The organism is Enterococcus sp. HMSC072F02, from assembly GCF_001837725.1.
GTDB lineage: Bacteria > Bacillota > Bacilli > Lactobacillales > Enterococcaceae > Enterococcus_B > Enterococcus_B lactis.
The window spans coordinates 1-18,849 of the sequence record NZ_KV833889.1; the positions used below are offsets into that span (position 1 = coordinate 1).

General features: G+C 35.1%; 21 protein-coding genes and 2 pseudogenes. 7 read left to right on the top strand and 16 right to left on the bottom strand.

What is annotated here, in order from left to right; genetic code table 11:
• On the top strand, window positions 1-293 hold a 293-nt coding region (locus tag HMPREF2731_RS15155), incomplete at its 5' end, for a hypothetical protein (protein WP_083311696.1).
• A 1,338-nt stretch (window positions 294-1,631) separates the two neighbouring features.
• Entirely contained in the window at window positions 1,632-2,186 is a 555-nt protein-coding gene (locus HMPREF2731_RS01335) for a tyrosine-type recombinase/integrase (protein ID WP_002295761.1), read from the top strand.
• A gap of 62 nt (window positions 2,187-2,248) precedes the next feature.
• On the opposite strand, the gene xerS is transcribed toward HMPREF2731_RS01335, so the two are convergent.
• Window positions 2,249-3,334: a tyrosine recombinase XerS gene (xerS, locus tag HMPREF2731_RS01340; RefSeq protein ID WP_002295762.1), complete on the bottom strand. Its 1,086-nt coding sequence runs from the start codon at window positions 3,332-3,334 to the stop codon at window positions 2,249-2,251.
• 321 nt (window positions 3,335-3,655) lie between these two features.
• Here xerS and HMPREF2731_RS01345 point away from each other — a divergent pair, with 321 nt between their 5' ends.
• Window positions 3,656-3,889, top strand: coding sequence for an AbrB/MazE/SpoVT family DNA-binding domain-containing protein (locus HMPREF2731_RS01345; RefSeq protein ID WP_002295764.1), 234 nt, complete (start codon window positions 3,656-3,658; stop codon window positions 3,887-3,889).
• Entirely contained in the window at window positions 3,886-4,293 is a 408-nt protein-coding gene (locus tag HMPREF2731_RS01350; protein ID WP_002307501.1) for a type II toxin-antitoxin system death-on-curing family toxin, read from the top strand. The genes HMPREF2731_RS01345 and HMPREF2731_RS01350 overlap by 4 nt, the downstream gene beginning before the upstream one ends.
• Window positions 4,294-4,900: 607 nt before the next feature.
• Here the strand turns inward: HMPREF2731_RS01350 and HMPREF2731_RS01355 are convergent.
• The 13 genes and pseudogenes from HMPREF2731_RS01355 to HMPREF2731_RS01405 all read right to left on the bottom strand — a co-directional run bounded on the left by HMPREF2731_RS01355 (window position 4,901) and on the right by HMPREF2731_RS01405 (window position 13,714).
• Window positions 4,901-5,203 (bottom strand): DUF302 domain-containing protein, encoded by a 303-nt coding sequence (locus tag HMPREF2731_RS01355; protein ID WP_002316681.1) that lies wholly within the window; start codon window positions 5,201-5,203, stop codon window positions 4,901-4,903.
• 410 nt (window positions 5,204-5,613) lie between these two features.
• Window positions 5,614-6,378 carry an ABC transporter permease gene (gene fetB, locus HMPREF2731_RS01360; RefSeq protein ID WP_002316994.1) on the bottom strand — a complete coding sequence of 255 codons (765 nt, stop codon included), beginning with the start codon at window positions 6,376-6,378 and terminating at the stop codon, window positions 5,614-5,616.
• Entirely contained in the window at window positions 6,375-7,028 is a 654-nt protein-coding gene (locus HMPREF2731_RS01365) for an ABC transporter ATP-binding protein (RefSeq protein ID WP_002307505.1), read from the bottom strand. Before HMPREF2731_RS01365 ends, fetB begins: the two co-directional genes overlap by 4 nt.
• Window positions 7,029-7,111: 83 nt before the next feature.
• Window positions 7,112-7,534, bottom strand: coding sequence for a cupin domain-containing protein (locus HMPREF2731_RS01370; protein ID WP_002307506.1), 423 nt, complete (start codon window positions 7,532-7,534; stop codon window positions 7,112-7,114).
• A gap of 724 nt (window positions 7,535-8,258) precedes the next feature.
• Window positions 8,259-8,447 carry a hypothetical protein gene (locus HMPREF2731_RS01375; protein ID WP_070872156.1) on the bottom strand — a complete coding sequence of 63 codons (189 nt, stop codon included), beginning with the start codon at window positions 8,445-8,447 and terminating at the stop codon, window positions 8,259-8,261.
• A 556-nt stretch (window positions 8,448-9,003) separates the two neighbouring features.
• A complete protein-coding gene (locus HMPREF2731_RS15455) occupies window positions 9,004-9,447 on the bottom strand; it encodes a topoisomerase C-terminal repeat-containing protein (RefSeq protein ID WP_325820038.1) in 444 nt (147 codons plus the stop codon).
• Window positions 9,439-10,808 (bottom strand): annotated as a pseudogene (locus HMPREF2731_RS15460) (DNA topoisomerase); the annotation flags it as partial. The gene HMPREF2731_RS15455 and the pseudogene HMPREF2731_RS15460, both read right to left, overlap by 9 nt.
• A 13-nt stretch (window positions 10,809-10,821) precedes the next feature.
• The gene (locus tag HMPREF2731_RS14965; RefSeq protein WP_002316998.1) at window positions 10,822-10,962 is read right to left on the bottom strand and encodes a hypothetical protein; all 141 of its coding nucleotides are present in this window, start codon (window positions 10,960-10,962) and stop codon (window positions 10,822-10,824) included.
• A gap of 13 nt (window positions 10,963-10,975) precedes the next feature.
• Complete coding sequence (locus HMPREF2731_RS01390) at window positions 10,976-11,170, bottom strand: hypothetical protein (RefSeq protein ID WP_002311030.1); 195 nt, start codon at window positions 11,168-11,170, stop codon at window positions 10,976-10,978.
• Window positions 11,171-11,213: 43 nt separating this feature from the next.
• A complete protein-coding gene (locus tag HMPREF2731_RS01395; protein WP_256337549.1) occupies window positions 11,214-12,089 on the bottom strand; it encodes a primase C-terminal domain-containing protein in 876 nt (291 codons plus the stop codon).
• Window positions 12,090-12,148: 59 nt separating this feature from the next.
• Entirely contained in the window at window positions 12,149-12,559 is a 411-nt protein-coding gene (locus tag HMPREF2731_RS15185; RefSeq protein ID WP_002316999.1) for a hypothetical protein, read from the bottom strand.
• Between the two features lie 517 nt (window positions 12,560-13,076).
• Window positions 13,077-13,268, bottom strand: coding sequence for a hypothetical protein (locus HMPREF2731_RS01400; RefSeq protein ID WP_002314345.1), 192 nt, complete (start codon window positions 13,266-13,268; stop codon window positions 13,077-13,079).
• A 218-nt stretch (window positions 13,269-13,486) separates the two neighbouring features.
• The gene (locus HMPREF2731_RS01405) at window positions 13,487-13,714 is read right to left on the bottom strand and encodes a hypothetical protein (RefSeq protein WP_002330418.1); all 228 of its coding nucleotides are present in this window, start codon (window positions 13,712-13,714) and stop codon (window positions 13,487-13,489) included.
• 81 nt (window positions 13,715-13,795) lie between these two features.
• Here HMPREF2731_RS01405 and HMPREF2731_RS01410 point away from each other — a divergent pair.
• Window positions 13,796-14,110: pseudogene (locus tag HMPREF2731_RS01410) on the top strand (transposase); the annotation flags it as partial.
• A gap of 180 nt (window positions 14,111-14,290) precedes the next feature.
• Here HMPREF2731_RS01410 and clpL read toward each other — a convergent pair.
• Complete coding sequence (clpL, locus tag HMPREF2731_RS01415; RefSeq protein ID WP_002308075.1) at window positions 14,291-16,405, bottom strand: ATP-dependent protease ClpL; 2,115 nt, start codon at window positions 16,403-16,405, stop codon at window positions 14,291-14,293.
• 235 nt (window positions 16,406-16,640) lie between these two features.
• Window positions 16,641-16,877: a helix-turn-helix domain-containing protein gene (locus HMPREF2731_RS13995; protein WP_002308077.1), complete on the bottom strand. Its 237-nt coding sequence runs from the start codon at window positions 16,875-16,877 to the stop codon at window positions 16,641-16,643.
• Between HMPREF2731_RS13995 and HMPREF2731_RS01420 the strand changes: the two genes are divergently transcribed.
• The gene (locus HMPREF2731_RS01420) at window positions 16,840-17,343 is read left to right on the top strand and encodes a LexA family protein (protein ID WP_002308079.1); all 504 of its coding nucleotides are present in this window, start codon (window positions 16,840-16,842) and stop codon (window positions 17,341-17,343) included. The genes HMPREF2731_RS13995 and HMPREF2731_RS01420 overlap by 38 nt on opposite strands.
• Window positions 17,344-17,423: 80 nt before the next feature.
• Complete coding sequence (locus HMPREF2731_RS01425) at window positions 17,424-18,311, top strand: 3'-5' exonuclease (RefSeq protein ID WP_002316080.1); 888 nt, start codon at window positions 17,424-17,426, stop codon at window positions 18,309-18,311.
• Window positions 18,312-18,849 lie beyond the last annotated feature (538 nt).

Consider the following 18,849-nt stretch of genomic DNA (forward strand, 5'->3'; position numbering starts at 1 on the left):
CGTTTGATTTTCAAACTTCGCAACAGAACCAAATAGTCTATACAGTAGAAGATGCCGATGAGCAAAATATCACATTACCTGTATTCAATTATTGGGGAACAGTTGTGAAAGTAAATGGGAAAAAGAGCACTATAGAAAATGACAATGGTTTAGTGTCTATTAAAAGTACGGGAAAAAGAACTATAGTTGAGGTTTCATCTACGTATCCAACTACGATGATTCTATCTTTATTAATTAGTTCAATAACTTTTATATTCTTATTTACACGTTATTTAATAAGATGCTGCGGTTAAATGAAAATAGATTAGATAGATATTATAAATATGTTGATTCTATTTTCATAGCAATGGAGAAAATACATTAGCAATATATAAAAGAAGGTATCAAGAGTCACAGTTAATTTATTCCGAAAAGTGAAAAGAGCAAATATAAAATTTAATAAAAATAAGAACTAAATAGGAAAACGTAGACGTAATTTTCTACGTTTTCCTTTTCATATATATTAAATATTACGGAAAATTATATAAACTAATTTAGTGTTTTGTTTGTAATTCCTAATTTTGCTCCACTTTTAGATAATTTTTAGGTCTATTTAACTCATTAGACATTCTATGCTCATTTTTCTCCAAATTTGTTTCAACTCTTTCGTACTTAATTTTGCGTATTTGAAAATTCTTGTTTTAGAGTACTTTTATTACGATACTAGTATGATATATATCTACAGCAAACAGTTAAAATCTTCCTAAAATAAGCGAATAGCATTCCTAAAACCTATAAAATTTTTAGATGAAGCGACAAGTGGACAATTAATAAACTACTTGAACATGAAATTATGGATCACCTTTCAAATTTAGAAAATGGAATTCTTATACTTATTGCGCAACATTTATTGATTGCAAAATTATGTGACAAAAAGAACTAGTAGAAGAAGGAATAATGGCTTGATAATAAAGTACTACCTATTAAAGGTAGTACTTTATTTAATTTAGTATAAATTAACATACTACTATGTTTTAGGTTTCATATTATATAAATTAATAATATACTACCATTTGTTGGTAGTATAATTTAAAGGTAATAAGTTATTCTTTTATTACTATGTTTGGGTTTTATAGCAAAGAAAGTTTAATAAGAGTTTGGACCTAGCAAACAATATTAATGAGGTCATTAAATCTTATTATCTTTAGTGATATAATGAAATATCTACACAGACAAAATTATGATCTTGCGTAAAGTTATAAAATATTAATAAAAATATTTTATTAATGAAAAGCTTGGTAGCACGGTTATTCATATGCTAATTTATTTCACTTTATAGTAAGGGGAGTTCTTAGTATATTGTTCAAACTTAAATTTCATATAATTTAATTATGTAAATTAGCTATTCTAAGAACTTCTACGGATAACTGCCCGTCTAAAATTTAAATAAGAGCTTAGAATCTTCATATAAGTAAGGTTAATTTTTTTGTACAAAAAAGTCGGAATATTCTGAGTTACTGAAATGATATAAAATCATAAACTAAACCCCTTGATTTTCTTCACTTTTAACAGAGTATATATATAAGTTCATGATTATGGTAAAATATATATATAATCATGAACTCAGAATATTTTTAAGAAGGGAAACAATAGTGAGCTATAATGTACAACCGTTAAGGACAAATGAAGAGATACAAGATTTTCAGTTTTGGCTAAGAAGAACAAGTAATCCAGAAAGAGATAGTTTTTTATTTTTGTTTGGAATCAATAATGGGTTACGTATGTCAGATATTATAGGATTAAAAGTTGGAGACATACGAGGTAAAAGTAAGCCTATTATTGTTGAACATAAAACAGGTAAGCGAAAACCGATTTTTATAGATAATTTGAGAGAAGAGATTTTATTATATACTGAAGGTAAAGAAGAAAATGATTGGTTATTTCCAAGTCGGCAACAAGGTCGACATATAACAAGGGATCGTGTCTATCAGATATATGCAGATATAGCAGAAAAATTAGGAAGAGATGATATAGGAACACATACATTAAGAAAAACTTTTGGGTATCACTACTACAAGAAAACTAGAGACATTGCTACCTTAATGTTTATTTTTAATCATAGTTCTCAATCGATTACTAAAAGATATATTGGAATTACAGAAGATGAAATCGGTGCTTCCTTAAAAGGATTTAAATTAGGTATTTAATCTTTGCATGATTAGAGATAAAAAAAACCAACTACGAAATCTATTTGTAGTTGGACTTTTTTTTATAATGAATTCAATGCATCAATTGTAGCCGCATTGTCTATATGGGTATATAAAGTCGTTGTATTGGTACTTGAATGTCCCAATTGTTGGGCAGTCAATACCAAAGAATTTGTCTGTTGGTAGAGTCTAGTAGCCAATGTATGACGCAGTTTATGCGGACTGACTTGGACTCTGAATCCTTTCGAATATTTTGCTACCATCCGTTCGATTGCAATACCGGATATACGTTTGGCTTCTCCTTGGTAAATTGCTAGAAATAATGCTTTTTCGTTTTCTGTCACTTTATATCTTTCTTTCCGAATAGCTAGATAATTAGCTAAATATTCCATTGCGAACGCTGCTATATTGACCGCATCTCTCTTATTTCCTTTTCTAGTTACTACCACATTATTCTTATCCAAAGATAGATCATCTAAGTTAATATTTACAACCTCGGAGAGTCTCAATCCAGATCCTAAAATCAGTGCATTGATCGCCAGGTCTCTTTCTACATCTCGATGGTAATAGATCAGAGCTCGTTTGCTCAAAGTATTTTTATATTCATTGGCAATATAATCTAGATAATTTTGTGTATCTTCGTCTAGAAATAATTTTTTCTCAATGGCATTTGCACGAGCTGCTAAAGTTGTTTTATCTGTGATAGTTGCTACCTGGTCCATAGGATTATCGTCTAAGTATGGTTTTCCTAGAGGATTATTGGAACTTTTCGAAAGATATTTAAATAGAACTTTCAATGCTGTTATATTTCTATTGATAGTAGAAGTGGATAGGCCTAAGTTATTATTATCTTCGAGCTTAGCTTTTGTTGTATCTTTTTTTACATTTTCTTTTGCGCGACGTTTCAAATGAGATTTGTACAAGTTTAGGTCATAGGCAGTTAAATGTCTTATCGAGGTGATTGAAGTATCAGGAACGATAGACTCACTCAGAAGCCATTCATAAAAGAGCTTATAATTTTTTAGATATTCTAAAGTGGTTCGAGGTGATTGATCTTTATCTTCACGATCTTGAACAAAATCTTTTATATAATCGGGCATATGAAGTATGATTGTATCTATTTTTTGATATATTTCTGTATTTTTCATGTCATTCATCCTTTCAATAAGTAGGAGAGAGGAGTACCTCTACAATTGGACTATACCAATTATAGGGACGTTTGTCAATTGGTATGCTATATTTTTTTTGGAAAACACAAATTATATAAGGTTCTATATAATCATATAAAATAAATGGTATATATAAATAGGCGAGGGGATAGCAGTTTGTATTCTAAAAATTTTTTTGGTTTTTCTTAATTCTATAGAAAGAACAATCTTTCTATAGAGTTAGACATGAGAGGGACTACGATTGATTTAAAATCAATAAGCGTATATACTGTATATACAAACAAAAAAGGGGAGAAGACTATGGCAATCAAAGAAAGAAAATTCAGAGAAGTAGGGAATTCAGTAGTATTAACTATTTCAAAGGAGTTTCTTAAAGAAAATGGGTTAAATCCTGGAGATACGGTTTTTTTAGATGAAGAAAAACTTCGAGCAGCAATTACAAAAAAACAAACCTTATCTGATGAGATCGATGTAGCAATATCTCAAGCATTAACTGAATATGATACTACTTTTAGAGAGCTTGTCGATAAATGAGTGTTCATTACCTAGAAGCCAAAGATGTTATAAAAATGAATGTGATCCAAATAAAAAAATACTCTCCTAATGAACCCATTGGTGTAAAGGACGCGAATGCTTTAGAAATGTGTGTAGGACAACTTCGAGCCTCAGCTTTTGGTGAAGAGGTTTATCCTTCGATTTATGAAAAAGCAGCTATCCTACTTATACAATTGATAAAGAAACATCCTTTTCATAATGCAAATAAACGTACTGCTTTCTTAGCTACTTTTGTCTTTTTGAAAATCAATGGACAGCTTTTAGCTATTGATCAAAAAGATGCTGTAAATTTAGTGGTATATATTGCTACATATGATAAGGATTTTGACCAACTAAAATATGAAGTGATCAACACTATAAAGACACATACGAAACCCATTTAAGGAGTTGCTGTATGTGTCTTTATAGTGTTATTAGCTGCTATAGCGAAATAATTGAAGTAAATTACAAATAGCTATAATTCAAATCCAAGTATATAGAAAACGTAAATTTTCTATATACTTGGATTTGCTGGAATGTTTAAGAGAATAATTACATTTCTAGAAAATACAATAAAAATTACAGGATAATTAGCCATATCCTACCTCCTCTAGCAGTTGCTCAAAAGTTAGCACTAAGTAACTTCTTTTTTGTTGCTGGTAACAATTTATCAATACTAAAATAGCTTTTACGTATCTAATAAATACTAATTTTAAAGCTCTTAATTATTATGAAACACGATATAACAATATTGCTATATCGTGCTATTGTAATATTATACATTTGAAGACAGCGTATTCTTGTTCTAATATCAGGAATTTTTTATAAATATCAGTCATATTAAGACTCAAAATTTATTGGTATGTTCCTCTGTATAGAGTTTGACCGTCTACCATTATATAGCAATTATTATCATTGTTGTCTTGCACCAATATACCGTTAAGGGTAGCACTAGGAGTAGTAACAATCACTGGAAACTCATGAGAAAGCTCGGTCATTTTTCCTGTTCTGCTAGAAGTCAATTAATACTGTTGGTTTTAGTAGTCCAATATACACATCGGCTTCTTTTTCATAAACAACTACCTTACACGGTAAAAAGTAGCCAACTTCAATACGTTTTTCCAATACTTCTTTTGCTTGTTTTGGATTACATACTTCTAATACCTCAAAATTTGTAGGGAAATCTAACCCTTTAGATTTAATTTTTTCTTTAAAATTAACTTGATACAATACACCAAATTCTCTTTCTTTGAGTTTCTCAATGAGTGCTTCTGTTGCCGCTTGGAATGATTTAGTTGTTTTAACTTCATACATAAAGTTCACTTATATTCCTCCATTTTTCATTTCATGTATATTTTGTGGAATCGACTTTTTTAGAATCTGCTTTGAATATTTTATCTATTAAAGCTTCTTTGATAATAGTGTCCATGATTTGGAATTCTTATTGGATAGAAATTTCTTTCTAGAACATGATTTCGTCGAAAGTTCTCATTGGTTGAGGATAGGCATGTTCAAAACAATCAGTCCGATATCCTTTTAATCCAGTTGCTGCACTATATAAAAAATTTCATCATAGCTTCGCCCTAGTCGTTCCAAAGATTCGATGACAAAAATATCCTTCTTCATTAAAAAATGAAGTTCTTTTTGCAATTATTCTCGTGAGGTCTTCTTTTAACTACATAAAATTGTAACCACTGGTTTTAAGAGTAGTGTATCATCCCAAATCATATAATTAATTGACTGCGATTGTTATAAAACTCACGGTAAGCCATATAACTAGCAATAAATGAAGAAATCGCAGTAACTGAAATCAACATAAACATCACAACAATTTGGTAACGAATCGCTTGAACAGGATCAATTCCCGCAAAAATCAACCCTGACATCATACCTGGTAGGCTGACAAGTCCAACCGTTTTTGTTCGGTCAATAGAAGGAGCCATGCCCGTTTTGACGCTTTCTCTTACAATACTCATGGACGCTTGTTTTTTATTGGCTCCCAATGCCAATTTTTCCAATACCTGTTGGCGTTGGTCCGTAAATTTTGAATTCAAAGACCGATAGGTCACTCCAATCGCAGTCATGGCGTTGCTGGCAATCATGCCTGTAATTGGAACGATTTGGGAAGGGGTCCAGTCAATGACTCCTGAAAAAACAAGAATGAATAAGGACAAGGCTGTTCCTACTCCAATAGCCGTCGTTGAAATTTTAAAAGAGCGGTTGATCCCCTCACTGCGTGTATGGGCGTTATAAGAAGCGTTGAACACAATGAACAAAACCATCGCTAAAGTGAGAAAGTTGTTATCCACTCGTAATACGTAGCTCAATACATATCCAATAAGGAATAATTGAACGACAGCGCGAATTCCCGCAATAAAAATGTCGTTTCCTAATCCCAATTTCTCTTTGTAATCAATCAACAAGGCAACTATCAAGAGGACAGAGGATAAAAGCAAAGAAAGATTACTGATTTCCAAATTGTTTGTCATTTCGATTCCTCCATTTTTCCACCTTTGATAGTAATCAGACGAGAAGCTTGGTCGATTTCTTCCTGGTTGTGAGTGACGGCCAACACCGTAGTTTGTTGGTCTTTCATCATGTCTCGGACTAAATCAAGGACAATCGCTCTGTTTTCTTGGTCCAATGAACTGGTAACTTCATCCAGGAGCAACACTTTCGGTTGATACATCAAATTTCGGACCAATGCAACCCGTTGTTTTTCCCCTCCTGATAGTTCCTTGACCTCTTTCGATAAGTAAGTTTCAGGTATTTGAACTCGTTCTAACAATTTTTTTGCACGTTCCCGATCAAATCCTTCTTCTCTTATGCGGGCAGGAAAAGACAAGTTCTCTTGAACTGTCTCATCGAATAGAGAAGCGTTTTGAAAGAAATAAGAGACTTCTTTTCTATACTCCACAGGATCGATTTTTTGCAGATCCGTACCTCGATAATAAATTTTTCCGGAAGTTGGGGAAAGCAGCGTACCAATTAATTTCAAAAGGGTACTTTTTCCACTTCCAGAAGGACCAGAAAAAACAATCACTTCCCCTTTGTTTACTGTAAAAGAGATATCTTGAAGGATTTGGTTTCCGTTTGCCTGAAAACCAACCTTCTCTAATTGAAACAATGAATCACTCATACCACTTCTCTCCTTTATAAAAAAGCCCTGCACCAGTGGACCATCCATACGGGTGCAAGGCTTTTGTTTCATCCTAGTGTACCTCAGTGTTCGTTTGGATCGTTTTTGGCGTCTTCATGAGTAGGGTGAACCGTTCCTTCAAGGTGATCTGGACCAGCATAAATGGTATACAGTCTGAGCGGCTTATCACCGGTGTTTTCGATGTTGTGCCACATGTCTGCCGGAACAAATACGGCGTCATCATCCATCACTTTTTGTTGAACATGTAAGTTATCTTTAGAAGGCCCCATTTTACACACGCCTTCTCCTTCTTCAATACGGATAAATTGGTCAATGCCTTCGTGCACTTCCAAACCGATGTCATCGCCCGGTTGAATGGACATTACGGTGACTTGCAGTTTACTGCCTGTCCAAATGGTCGTCCGGTAATTATCATTTCCTGTGGTGGCGTCTTCAATATTAATGATATACGGCTTCTTCCCATGATCCTTGTAGTCTATTTCCATCTTCCATTCCTCCTAGTCTTTGTACTGAAACAATGATACCTACTTCTTATTTATAATAATTCTAATTAATGGTAACACATCTAAAAATTCTATGCAAAAAAATTGGCTTTTTGGAGAGCGATTCTAAACAAAGACCATATAACGCGCAATTACAATTGGTACCCCTTAATCCTCAGCACATAAAGGAAAAAATATGGAATCAAAAAATAACCGATATGTACTCTGGTTATGACTTGAATCAGGGAGAATTTCAGAGACGACACATCATACTTTTTTAGTTTACACTTGTAAACTAACTAGCGTACATTAAGTTTATGCTCACTATCAAGCGTTGTCAATCCTTTAGACTCTTATCAATTTCGAAAGAAAGTAGCAAGGTTATTGATTGTGACTGTAAAAGTGGGGTGTTCCTATAAGCACATTAAACTATCTTCTCTAATTTATCATGCTATTTAAATTCTGTTTTTTCATGAGAATTTTTGTCCAAAACTTGTTAAAATGATTTTAAAAAATACTTACATACACAATCCCCAAAAGACACTAATGTAATTTCAGTCAAAAAAGATACCGCAGAAAATTTCCACCTGAGATTCAATACGATATTACTCTCTTGACAGCCAGCTTAATTCCTTAGTTGAATAGATTATTAAAGTGCACAAAAAAACAATGCGGCGTTTGTTATATTTTCTGGTATAAGCGACGGTGCTATAAACTTTTTTGCAGATTAAAAATCATATGAATTTAACTCCAGTAATAAGAGTTTAAGTGCCAATGCATGCATGATTCTTTCAATTTCCTTTTTATAAGTAGACAGAGCGATTCCTTCATTGCATTGGAAAATGAGTTTGTTTCTCGTAATATGTATGCTCTCATTTTTGGTTGCATAGTATTCTCTCCATTCGTCTTCATACATAAGAACGCCTCCTTTGATCATCCTATATTTAAGTCCTTCGTTATTAATATACGTAAAAAGTTGGTATTTTATTTTTATTTTCTCTCTCTTTAAAAAAACTGAAAAAAGAGCGGTTTACAGGTATTTTCATGGATAGTTACCCATAGATCAATCTGAAATGAGCGTAGAACTTCCCTCTCAAACACTGGTTTTTTAGAGAAATACGAAATATTAGGGTTATTTGCAGAATAGCTACTTATTCTTACAAAGCAACAAGCGAGCAAAAGAAAAATTCCTTTCAAGCGTTTTTTGGCGGTACACTATTTTAGCGACAGGCAAGCTAGCAAATATTTTTTACAACTGGTTTGACTGTCGGCGACGACAGCCCACAGCCAAAAATAAAGAAGTCAAGGACTGTGAGGGTGGAGATTTTTTGGTGGTCTGCCAAAAAATACTTACCCGTTCCTTGACTTATTTAAGTGTTATTCAGTTTTAGGCTATTACAACTGGGTGACTGAGACGATTTTGGGGGCTTGCCCCTTTTTTCCAAAAGGGGCAAGGTCTAGATCTTGTGTTTTTATTTTTTTGGAAATTCAAAAGCTAATTTCATTTCGTCATTCAGTGTTAACTTTGCCGAGAAATTGCTTCCTTTTTTACTTTTGAACCCTTTGATTAAACTCGTTTCTCTTTTGCTTAATAAATCTTGGACATTTTTCTTTGTGAGTGCTTTTTGGCTCCATCTTTTAGGAAGCGTAAATTTGCAACCGTCTTTGTAGCCCGAACAGCCATAAAATTTTCCTTTGTCTACTACGCTGTTTTGACATTTCGGACACGTACCCATCACATTTTCTTGTTCCATATGCCCGGCTACATCTGCAATGTTTTCTTTTTTGTCTTGGAAGTTTTGTGGCACTTTTTCAATGAGGTGCTGCACAAACCGCTCGATACTGCCTAAAAAAGCTTCTTGTGTGCCTTGTTGGCTTCGGATCTTTTTCAAATAGCGTTCCCATTGGGCAGTCATGCCGGCATTGGCGATTTCGTCCTCTGCAATTATGCGGCACAACAATTCGCCTTTTTCTGTCACATAGATTTTACTCTTACTGATCGTGATGTAGTCCTGTTTCTTCAAGGTTTCAATGATACTGGCTCTAGTGGCCTCGGTTCCAATCCCTTCGGTTTCTTTAAGAATGTCTTTGCTGCCTTTATCGTCCATTGCCCGTCCGACATGTTTCATGGCGGTTAGCAGTGTGCCCTCTGTATAGTAATTGGGTGGTTGGGTTTTCCCTTCCTTTGTTTCAAGGGCGAAAGCCACTGAATCATTGACGGTTACTTCTGGTAAAAGTGGGTCGTACTTGTCTTTTTCTTCCTGTTTATATAGTCGTTTCCATCCACGCTCTTTTTCTGTCTTCCCTTTTGATTGGAACAGAACCTGATTGATCGCTGTATCAATGGTGGTTTCGTCATAGATATACGGCTTTTCAAAAATTGCGAGGGTACGATACAAGACCAGAAGATAAATGTTTTTTTCGTCTTTCGTTACATCACTGAGCTTCGGCAATGTCTTCGTTGGAATAATCGCATAGTGTTCTTGTACTTTGCTTCCATCTACATACCGTTTATTTTCGTTTAGCTGCGGTTCGGAAATGCCCACTCCTACTAGTTCGAGATACCGACTGAGGTTGCTTTTCAGGTAGTCAAATTCGGGGCTACCAATATAATTGGTATCGCTTCTTGGATAAGAAAGCACCTTTTTTTCATAGAGTTTTTGAGCGATCGAAAGCGTTTTGTCGGCACTGTACTTAAAGCGTTTGTTCGCGAAAGATTGTAAATCAGACAAGCTAAAGAGTTTCGGCGCATACTGCCGTTTTTCTTCCACTTTGACATTTGTTACTTCGGCATTCTCCGCTTGCTCTAGCTGATTGGTTTCTTTGAACCCGTCAAGGTTTTCGAGTGTACCAAACCGCTCTTTGTATTTCCCTTTGTACTTACCATTCGAGTGTGTGAAAGTGGCATACAACTCATAAAATGGCTTGCTGACGAAATGTTTGATTTCTTCGTTGCGTTGTAAATCAAGAACAAAGTCGGGTGTTGGACGCGTCCAACGCTAAACACGCCTCTCATGCCGTTTTTCTGCATATAAAGCGTGTAAAGACGGGGGAGATTGATTCCTACCAGCCAATCAGCGATTTGTCGGGTTTCTGCTTCTTTGTAAGTGGAATAAAACGCCTGTCCGTCCTTCAGATTTTGAAATCCTTTTTTGATTTCGCTAGTTTCAAGCGAGTTGATCCATAAACGTTTAATGGTTTTCCGGCTATTTCCCGAAAGGTTGATAATCAAGCGGGCGATTGCTTCACCTTCTCGGTCGCTGTCGGTCGCAATCACGATTGTTTCCGCTTCATCTAAATGCTTTTTGACGATCTTGTATACCTGTCAATACGGATTGAACTGTTGTTAATGCTCCGGAAATTCTTCCTTGAATATCTCCTGCAGCTGCACCTAAATATAAAGTTTGGAAATTATTTTGTAGAAAATTCATAGCTCATTCTCCTTTATTTTTCTTCTTCTCTTTGTAAAGCTATTGTTTGTTCTTGCTTTTGTTCTCTATGTTGGTCTTGCTGTTTTTTAAGCTGTTGAGCCAATTCCTCTTTATCATCTTTATATGGAGTGAGTCGTTTCAACTTATCGCTTTGAAATGTACCGATAAAATATTTTTTATCTCCGTTTTCGTCTTCTCTTTCAAACACGTATCATAGATATAAATGTAATGGCATAGTGCGGGTTTTATTTTCAGCCTGTATCGTAGCTAAACAAATCGAGTTGTGTGTCCGTTTTGGGGCATTCTGCTAGCTTGTTTAAAGTCTCTTGAATGAATGTATGCTCTAAGTCAAAAGAATTTGTCAGCGCCTTTATATAGCTTTCTTTTTCTTCTTTTTTTACTTTAATGATCGATAGCAACAATGATTTAACACTAGCAAGTTGAATACCACCATTTCTTCCTGATTTATTCTTAAAGAAAATTTCCTGGTTCGCTTTCAGTACCTTCAGCAATTTATCTAATGTCCGCTCAGGAATGCCTAGCGTTTCTCTAATCTCTTTTTTAGTCGTCACCAAATAAGGCTTGTATACATCGCTTTTTTCGCTAATATAAGCCATTAAATCTTTTTTCCATTCTGACAAATGAACACGTTGACGTTCGCTTCTTTTTTTCTTGAATTTAAACCACCCTTGACGGACAAATAAATCTTTACTGGTTAAATCACTTGATACCCAAGCTTTGCAAAGAATGGTAATGTATTCCCTATTAGCCCCTTGATAGTTTTCTGAATAGGCACTTCTAACAATTTTGATTACTTCTTTTTCTTCTAAGGGTTGATCTAATCGATTATTAAACTCAAACATATTATATTCGCACGTTTCGATTGAATAGCCTGAACTAAAGTAAGCTAAAGAGAGAGCAAACATAACGCTATTGCGCCCTACTAAACCCTTTTCTCCTAAAAATTTCGTTTCGTGCAATAAGAGATTAAACCAGGGTTCATCTACTTGTTTTTTGCCTTTTGTACCGCTTAAAACCGTTAGACTTACAAGTAAAGCCCTTATTATCTGTTTGTTTGAAAGACCAATCTTGCCATTCTTTGAAAGAATAACGGTAATTGGGATCAAAAAATTCTACATTGTCCGTTCTTGGTATGCGAGCAGTCCCAAAATGATTGCACGTTAGATCAACTGTCAAAGCAGCCAAAATATTCTCGGATATTTTGCGAGATTATTTTGGCTGCTTTGACAGATTTAAATTCTGATTTTGAAGTCACATAGACTGGAGTTTCTAAAACAAAATATGCTTGATAACCTTTATCAGATTTGATAATCATTGTAGGCATAAAACCTAAATCAATAGCTGTTGTTAAAATATCACTTGCTGAAATAGTTTCTTTTGCCGTGTGAATATCAAAATCAATAAAGAATGTATTGATTTGTCTTAAATTATTTTCAGAATGCCCTTTAGTATATGAGCGATTTTCGTCTGCATATGTTCCATAACGATAAACGTTGGGTGTCCAATGCGTAAATGTATCTTTGTTTTCGTGAATCGCTTCTTCGGAAGTCAGAACAACGCCACGTCCGCCAATCATGCTTGATTTTGAGCGATACGCAAAAATAGCCCCTTTGCTTTTACCTGGCTTGGTAGTGATTGACCGACTGTGCGTGCGGATGTAAAGTATTTAATTCAACCTATATAGTATAAGAAAGTTTAAACTTTACATATATTTTTCTTGTACAAGGATTAGTTCTTCTTGTCTATGATAAAATTTATTAAACAGTTTGAAAGTAAAAACTATTCAAAGAAAGTGGGCGATAACAATGGGATTTTGGTATTTTTTAACGTTAGCTGTCGGTATAACTTTGTTGATCATAAGTGTTTCAAATAAAGAAGTATCTAGATCAACCAAATTCGTAATAGCCTGTTTTGTTTTAGGGATCTTGTTAGTCATAGGTAGTTTACTTTTATTTTTACCAGGCAGCTCTTCGATTATTGAGCAACTACTTCAACTAAATTAGCTTCGTTATTAAAAGCCGACTTTCTAAAAAAAGAAAATCGGTTTTTGTTTGTACTGGTCGAAAAAATTTTTTCTACGGCTGATTTTGACTTTATTTTAGATCCAGCTGAACGATCAGCGGCTCCCCTTCTTGCGTTGCTTCATCCAACATTAAAGAATAAACATCGGCATCCTCTTTCGTGATACGTACCTGTTGCGCACTCATTTCGCCAGCACCCACTTCTTGAATACGCATCATTTGGTTCTCTGGATCCACGCTATTGATAAAGTAATAATTTTCCATGACTTTCCTCTTTCTCCTAATTGAATAGGCCTGACTCTTGACTCATTTTTGCTTGTTCGATTTCACGCTGCAGCTTTTCAAAAGCTACTTTATTTTTGAATTGATCAAATTCATTGCTCGTCACCCGTTCCAGGTGTTTGACTTGATTTGTGACCGACCGACGATACTTTACCGATGATCGATAGAAATAAAGTAAGAGACTTTTTCGAAAATAGCCATCATCTATTCCACTTTTTTAATTTGGTATTTGTTGCGATTAGCTCATAATGATCGATTATATTGGAATAACTGACGTGATCGGATGCTACATAAACAAGGACTTGATTTGAATCCAATCCTTCATATTTGAGATCAAAAACGACGAAATAGGTTTGATCATCGTTCGTATAAACACTTAGATCTTCTATGCTAATTTTGGCATCTTCAAGGTCCATATCCCCAATCAATTGCGTCATTTCCTAGTTATATTCATCAGTAATCAACTTCATTTCGTTCAGAAGTCCCACTAAATGTCATGCCAGGTACGAAAATTGAATGACTTCGCCAACAACTGGTATCAGACCTATCCCAAGTTAATCAAAAATCTGCTTAAAATGCCGAATCTGCTCACTTTCATGGATTTCCCACCAGCTATTCGCGGTTCATTGTATTCAACCAACTTGATTGAGAACTTTAACAAGCATCTCAAACGCAACACCAACCACAAAGAACAATTTCCAACGGAAGATTCACTGGATCGATTCCTGGTTTCTCAGTTTAATGTCTACAACGAGAAGTCCATGAAGCGAATCCATCGCGGATTCAAAGGACTTCAGGACACCCTAGAATCATCCTTTATTTAAATTAACTACATATTATATGTACGGAGGCATTTAATTTACACAAGATTCTTGACGCTACCCATATTACTCAATAGATTAATATCAAATGGTGAAAATCAACGAAAAAAGGAGATTTATCAAGCAATCTCCTTCCCAATAAATCTCCTCTTATATAAAGTTATTTATGAACACTGATTTAAGCTAAGCTGCCGATATCACAATCTCATCATCCACTAAATCAGCCTTCAAGTTTTTGACATCTAAGTGGTCAAGGTAGAAATCTGTTACCTTATCACGAATTTGTTGTTCAATTACTCGCCGTAATGGCCGCGCACCCATTGCTTCATCATAGCCTTGTTCCATCAGCCAATCTTTGGCCGCTTTAGTTACCTCAAGTTTGATGGATTTTTTGGCTAAAGTTTTTTGTACATCCGCCAACATCAAATCGACAATTTGACTTAAGTCTTGCTTAGTCAGATGTGAAAATTCCACGATTCCATTAAAACGGTTCAGAAATTCTGGGCGGAAAAATGGTGCTAACTTATCCATTAATGACTGATCTCGTTGCTCGTCACCACTTAATGATTCATTACCAAAGCCAGCATTAGAAGTAGCAATAATAATCGTATTTTTGAAATTAATGACATTGCCTTGTCCATCCGTTAAGCGCCCATCATCCATCACTTGTAACAGTAACGTTAATACTTGTGGATGAGCCTTTTCAATTTCATCTAATAATACAATGGAATATGGATTACGCCGAACCCGTTCGGTTAGAGTATTAGCATTATCTTCATAGCCTACGTATCCAGCCGAGGTACCAATTAATTTCGACACAGCTGTACGATCAGCATATTCACTCATATCTAGCCGAATAATCGCATTTTCATTTCCAAACATATCTAAGGCTAATTGCTTAGCTAATTCAGTCTTTCCTACGCCAGTTGGGCCCACAAACAGAAAACTTCCAATCGGCTGATCACCCTCTGAAAAGCCCGCACGGTTACGCCGAATTGCTTTTGCTACCATTTCAACCGCTTCATCTTGACCGATTACCTTACTTTTCAGACGCTTATCAAGATTTTTCAAGCGCTCAATATCATTAGCGCCCATATCAGAAACTGGTATACCAGTTAAACGTTCAACCGATTGTGCCACATCATCAATCGTGGCAGTGATTTTTTCTTTTTGATCCGTTTCTTTAATTTTTTGCTTGGTTTCCTCGATCGACTTCTTGATATCAGCGGCTTTTGTAAAGTCCTCCGCTTTAATGGCGGCCTCCTTAGCTGCCTCTAATTTTTTAAGGCGTTGATCCAATGTCTCAACATCAGTTTGCGAATTTTTAGCCGCTAAATGAGCCGCAGTCATGTCGATCAAATCGATAGCTTTATCTGGCAAAGTGCGTTGTGGTATATATTGGATTGAATAATCCACAGCCGCCTTCAAAACATCATCTGGTAATACAACATGATGATGTTTTTCGTACAGCTCTTTAACACCTTGTAATATACGTAAAGTGTCAGCGGCCGTCGGTTCATTAATCACAACATCATTGAATCGCCGTGCCAAAGCCGCATTTTTCAAAATAGTATTGCGATATTCATCTTGAGTCGTAGCCCCGATTACACTCAGCTCGCCACGTGACAAAGCAGGTTTAATGATATCAGCCAATCCTTTGCCACCATCTTCACCACCAGTGGCACCCGTGCCGAGAATCTGATGAATTTCATCGAAGAATAGAATAATATTACCAGCTGCTTTAACTTCCTCTACCAGCTGTTTAATATTTTCTTCAAAAGAACCGCGATATTGAGTTCCCGCTTCCAAAGAAGATAAATCAATCGAATAGATTTCTTTATCTTGAATCGTTTCTGGAACTTTACCAGCCACAATTGCTTGTGCCAGACCTTCGACGACTGCAGTTTTACCTACACCGGCATCACCAACTAAGATTGCATTATTTTTCGTTCTACGACTCAAAATTTCTGCAGTTTCTTGAATCTCTTTCTCACGTCCAATCACTGGATCTAGTAATCCATCACGAGCCTGTTCCGTCAAATTAGTCCCTAACTTTTCTAAAATCCCTCCTTTTTTAACAGCCTGTTTACCATCTTTAGATACTTCTATTGTTTTATTATTTTGGGGTAGCTTACCAGTTGCTCGGTATTGAGCAAACTCATCCGGTGTCAACGATTGTCCATTAACTAAATACCGTGCACGCCCCGAATTTTGATTATCCATGCGCCGAAATAATTGATTGAAAACATCATCCATATCATTGTTGAAAAAAGGATCATTTCCGTAGAAATTTGCCATATTACCACACCTCCATAAAAATTTATATGTGTAACTTAGTGACCATAATATCCTTTAAAACTATGACTAAATTGTATCACAATTTTTATGTATCGCTAAGTAAAGTGCTTATAGAATCAATTAGAAATAATTAGGATATTTTGTTTAAACAATAGTAAAGAAGTGTTAAGCGTATCAGACTAAGACTTTGCTTTTTCGTGGGCTTCGATTGCCAGAACGTCCTTTGAAACTTCGTTCAATTCATTACCTCATTTCTTTTATTATTTATGATACGGATTAAAGCGTACTCTTTGCTCAAAAAAAAATTGTTAATAGGAACTTGATACAGATTAGACAGCTCTTTTAAAAGAGAAAATGGAATATCAGAACTATCTATTTCATATTTGGACAACGTTTGAAAATGCACATCAGCAGCTTTAGCGGCTTCTTTGCTAGTGAATCCAGCATTAACGCGCGCTGCCTTTAACGACATAGCAGATTATTTTGGCGTATTGAAGTCTACGATTGATCCGCGGTATGGCGAGATACCGAAAAATTTAATACCTGTTAAAAAATATAGACAGATTCCTGTTTTGGAAGAAATTGCTTGTGGAGATCCTATTTTAGCTGAAGAAAATATTGAAGAATATAGAGAAGAGATAGACGAAAACTTGCCCACTGGTGAAGTCTTTTATTTAAAAATCAGAGGTAATAGCATGGTTCCTACAATCCCTTCTGATAGTTACGTGTTGATTCGAAGACAACCAGTTGTGGAAGATGGAGAAATTGCACCAGTTATAGTAAACGGCGACTCTGAAGCGACTCTCAAAAGAGTTAAACATGTTAATGATGTTGTAATGCTAATGCCCGATAATAATGATTATCATCCTTATATCATTGATGAAAATAATCCAGCAAGAATTTTGGGTAAAGCGGTAAAAGTAAGTTTTGACCTATAAAAAATACCCCATTCGCAGTTGGAGCTGCGGCTAGGGTTCTCATTTCCGAGACTGTGTATATTATTATATCAGAGATGGGGATGAAAAATGAAAATATTGTACGAATATTATTACTTTCAATAGGCGCTTTTCTTGTATTTATAGGTTTATTTGGTGGAATCATAGCAAGTGGAGATTTTTTATCAGGTGGATTTTCTGTCGTGGTAGGAATTCTTTTCTTGAGTTTTTCTCATAAAATGAAAGAAATCATCAAAGAACAAACGATAGAAAAAAATGAAGATGCTACTATTCAAAACCCTGATAAAGAAAACGTTATCGAAAACAAAATAGATATTGATGATTTGATTAAAAAATCAGTAAATATAACCGGTCCTACCCCTCCCTCGAAATCAAAAAAAGCAGATAAAAAGAGTCCAACTTACATTAAAGCTCGTAAACTGGTTGATGATTACGTCGTAATAGATTTCGAAACCACTGGATTAAGTCCGTTGGATAGCGAAATTCTCCAAATTGGTGCTATAAAATATGAATCAAACGAAGAAATTGATCGCATATATCAAAATATTAAACCATTTAGATCAAACATCTCTAAAAGAATAACTAAGATAACTGGATTAGAATTAGAAGATGTCGTAAATATGCCCACATTTGAAGACTTTTCACCTCAGCTAATGTCGTTCATTAGTTGTTATACTCTTGTCGCTCATAACGCACCTTTTGATTTAAAGTTTTTGCTGCATCAATTAAATGAAAATAATATTGAATTAAATCAACGAATTCGTGTAATTGATACTTTACCTTTAGCACGAAGACATTTCGAAACTCCGAATCACAAACTAATAACTTTAAAAGATTATCTCAATTTAGATAATAATTCACACGATGCTTTAGAAGACTGTTTAGTTACAAACAAAGTTTATCAATACATTAAACACGAAAACAATAAAATAGTACAAGTCTCAAATTAGTAGATTAATACACTTGTTTTTTAGAATTGTAAATAACTCATAAAAAATATTTTGACTTTCAAAATCACTTTTGCTACCAGAAGTTGAGGCGAAGTGTTTTAAGCATAGTTGTACCCTAGTTTGACCGTTAAAAATAAATAACGATCGCTAGAGTGCAACTATGTTTGTTTGCCCTACCGTCAGCGTCGGCTTGGCCTCTCACATCCATTACCGTCGGGATTATCTCCGTTACATACCCTTACAAAATACGCCATGTAAGCATTGCATGAAACCACCGTGCATTTGCACCGTATTTCCGCCCTAGCCGTTCAAATCGGTCGCTACCACCATTCAGAAACACGTGCGGTAATGGTTACACGTTGCTGTCTCCTAGCATTAGTTATTGCAGCGGCTAATGCTTAACCTTTCTACTTTATCGATAATTTAATATCAGGCAGCTTGGCTCCTACCTCTGATACTATTCGTATGTCTTACAAACAGAATCGTACCAAGCTTTATATTAGTTTTATGGATAGGCTACAATTAACTAGACAGAAAA